The sequence below is a fragment of the Priestia sp. P5_B4 genome, assembly GCF_056400385.1.
On sequence record NZ_JBFULJ010000501.1, the window covers coordinates 1 to 2,774 of the forward strand.

Here is a 2,774-nt window from a genome sequence, read left to right on the forward strand (position 1 = left end):
AAACATGATAATGCTTGTGAAATCAGTGAAGAATGCAATATCCCCGTTATCTTATTTGATACTCCTTATAATCGCTTACCTGTTCCAAAAGGAGTGGTTCGCGTATACAATTGGCTAGAAGCAGATCAGTGGGTAGCCAGCTGGTTAAAAGAACAGCAAAAATAAAAAAAGAGAGGTGCATAACGCCCTCTCTTTTTTATTGATTACATTCTATACATTGACCGTAAATTTCAAATTTATGGCCTGTAATATTGTACCCTCGCAAATCCTCGTCTACATACTCCATCGGACAAGCTTCAATTTCTTTTGTTTTCCCACAATCTAAACAAATGAAGTGGTGATGATGATGGGCGGTCGCACATTTAAATCGAAAGTGCTTTTCGCTCGAAAGCTCCGTCATTTCAAGTACACCTAACTCCACAAACAATGATAAATTACGGTAAATGGTATCAAAACTCAGACCAGGATAATCGGGCTTCATGTACTCTAATACATCTTTTGCCGTTAAGTACTTATTTGATTTTGAAAACAAGGCAAGCATTTCTTCACGCTTTCCTGTATGTTTATATCCTTGATCTTTTAACAAATGAATGGCTTCAGTTAAATTCATTTTTGTTTCCCCTTCCGTCCTTTATTAATCATAATAGATATGATTAAAATAACAACAGCAATGACAACAATTGTACCGCCTGGTGCTAAATCCAAGTAGTACGCTGAAAATAATCCGCCTAAAACAGATATTTCACCAAAAATCACCGAAAGCAGAATCGTTTGTTTAAAGCCTCTAGCTAAGCGAATGCTTGCTGCTACAGGAAGAGTCATAAGAGATGACACTAATAAGATACCGACGATACGCATCGATACAGCAATGACAAGAGCAACCATCACAATAAATAAAAAGTGCATCCATTTCGATTTAATCCCAGAAGCAGAAGCGTGCTCCTCGTCAAAAGATAAAATAAACAATTCTTTATATAAGAAAAAGACAATAGCTATAACAAATACGGCTATGACAACAACTGTCCAAAGATCCGAACGACTCACCGCACTTACGCTTCCAAACAAATAATTCATTAAATCATTATTAAAACCGTCCGCTAGCGAGATACAAATTGCACTAATACCAATTCCGCCCGATAAAATAATCGGAATGGCCAGCTCTTGGTAATGCTTGTAGACGCTTCGAAGTTTTTCAATAAAAAGAGCACCTGTAACGGAAGATACCATTCCTAAATAGACGGGGTTCACTCCTTGCATAAACCCTATTTTCTGACTAAGAAGCAAGCTCGCAGAAATCCCCGCTAGCGTCACGTGACTTAACGCGTCTGCAATTAAAGAAAGACGTCTTACTACGATGAACGTGCCCAATAAAGGAGCTAAGACGCCAATAATCATACCGGTTAAAAATGCATTTCGTAAAAACTCAAATTGAAATAAACTGCTTATCATACGTGCTGCCCTCCATGATGATGATCATGGGTTAACACATGAACATTATGACCATAAAACATAGATACGTCATGTTCACAAAGCTGTTCGAATTCTTTGGCATTCCCATGAAAGTGTAGAAATTTATTTAAACAAGCAACGTGGGTTACTTTTTCTGAGACAGTGCCAATATCGTGAGTAACAAGCACAAGCGTAATGCCTTTTTCTTTATTTAACTTTTCAAGAAGCTCATAAAAAGTGTACACATTTTGTGCATCCACTCCGACTGTTGGCTCATCTAAAATTAACAGCTCGGGTTCGCTTACAAGCGCGCGCGCAATAAAAATTCGCTGCTGCTGGCCACCGGATAGTTCTCCTATGTTTCGATTTAAAAATTCGCTCATCCCCACTGCTTCTACCGCTTCTTTCACTTTTTGTTTATGAGAAGCATTCATAAAGCGAAACAAACCTAATTTTGAAGTAAGACCCGTGGAAACCACTTCAAAAACGGTAGCAGGAAAGCCGCTGTTGAAACTATTCGCTTTTTGCGATACATATCCAATTTTACTTCGTTCTTTAAACCTTCTCTGATCTTTTCCAAATAAACGAATTGCACCTTGAGATGGTTTTTGCAAACCAAGCAAACATTTGATTAGCGTTGATTTCCCAGAGCCATTTGGACCAACGAGACCCAAAAAAGCTCCTTTTGGAATTGAAAAACTTATATCTTCTAATACATTCACTCCATCATATTGAAATGATAAATGATCAATTTCAATGATATCAGGTGTATTCATATGCGCCTCACCATTCTTTTTTTATATTTCTCCATACAAAAGAGGGCACGGTTTCTATCGTATACTCCGTTACCCATTTACTTTCTCAGAATCATTACGATTTAGTCATTAATGTAGTATACAGGATTGTCTTTTATTTGTAAACTAAGCCGTTTCACTCCTTCGCTTTCTTGCCTCCGTAAGTTCATCCGGCTCGAAATGTTGTTTTATTACACAATATAGTCACATCTTTCTTTTTTATTCATAAACTGTATATGACGAGGAGGTAATCATATGAAAATTGTACAACAGATTGTCAATAAGAAAGTAAACAACATTACCCCGAAAGAGCTTTTAAAGTATAGCAAACAATACAACATCCCCATTACAGATCAGCAGGCACACACACTTGTATCCGTCATTAGACAGCAGCCCGTAAATATTTATAACCTTGAAGAGCGCCGAAATTTAATCAAACAAATTGCTCAAGTAACAGATCGTGAAACTGCCAGACGAGTGAACGAATTATTTCAGCAGTTGATGTAAAAGAAGAGGTCATGTCTATAGACA

General features: G+C 37.4%; 4 protein-coding genes. 1 reads left to right on the top strand and 3 read right to left on the bottom strand.

The window, feature by feature from the left end:
* Positions 1-196: 196 nt before the first annotated feature.
* The 3 genes from AC1DRF_RS21965 to AC1DRF_RS21975 are packed head-to-tail and all read right to left on the bottom strand — an operon-like array spanning position 197 to position 2,225.
* Positions 197-610, bottom strand: coding sequence for a Fur family transcriptional regulator (locus tag AC1DRF_RS21965; RefSeq protein ID WP_013059207.1), 414 nt, complete (start codon positions 608-610; stop codon positions 197-199).
* A complete protein-coding gene (locus tag AC1DRF_RS21970; protein ID WP_013059208.1) occupies positions 607-1,449 on the bottom strand; it encodes a metal ABC transporter permease in 843 nt (280 codons plus the stop codon). The genes AC1DRF_RS21965 and AC1DRF_RS21970 overlap by 4 nt, the downstream gene beginning before the upstream one ends.
* A complete protein-coding gene (locus AC1DRF_RS21975) occupies positions 1,446-2,225 on the bottom strand; it encodes a metal ABC transporter ATP-binding protein (protein ID WP_013059209.1) in 780 nt (259 codons plus the stop codon). Before AC1DRF_RS21975 ends, AC1DRF_RS21970 begins: the two co-directional genes overlap by 4 nt.
* Positions 2,226-2,498: 273 nt before the next feature.
* Here AC1DRF_RS21975 and AC1DRF_RS21980 point away from each other — a divergent pair, with 273 nt between their 5' ends.
* Positions 2,499-2,750 carry a DUF2624 domain-containing protein gene (locus AC1DRF_RS21980; protein ID WP_013059210.1) on the top strand — a complete coding sequence of 84 codons (252 nt, stop codon included), beginning with the start codon at positions 2,499-2,501 and terminating at the stop codon, positions 2,748-2,750.
* Positions 2,751-2,774: the final 24 nt, after the last annotated feature.

Bases quoted from the DNA above. Each gene is read 5' to 3' on its own strand.
- AC1DRF_RS21965 (WP_013059207.1), bottom strand. From the start codon at position 610: ATGAATTTAACTGAAGCCATTCATTTGTTAAAAGATCAAGGATATAAA.
- AC1DRF_RS21970 (WP_013059208.1), bottom strand. From the start codon at position 1,449: ATGATAAGCAGTTTATTTCAATTTGAGTTTTTACGAAATGCATTTTTA.
- AC1DRF_RS21975 (WP_013059209.1), bottom strand. From the start codon at position 2,225: ATGAATACACCTGATATCATTGAAATTGATCATTTATCATTTCAATAT.
- AC1DRF_RS21980 (WP_013059210.1), top strand. From the start codon at position 2,499: ATGAAAATTGTACAACAGATTGTCAATAAGAAAGTAAACAACATTACC.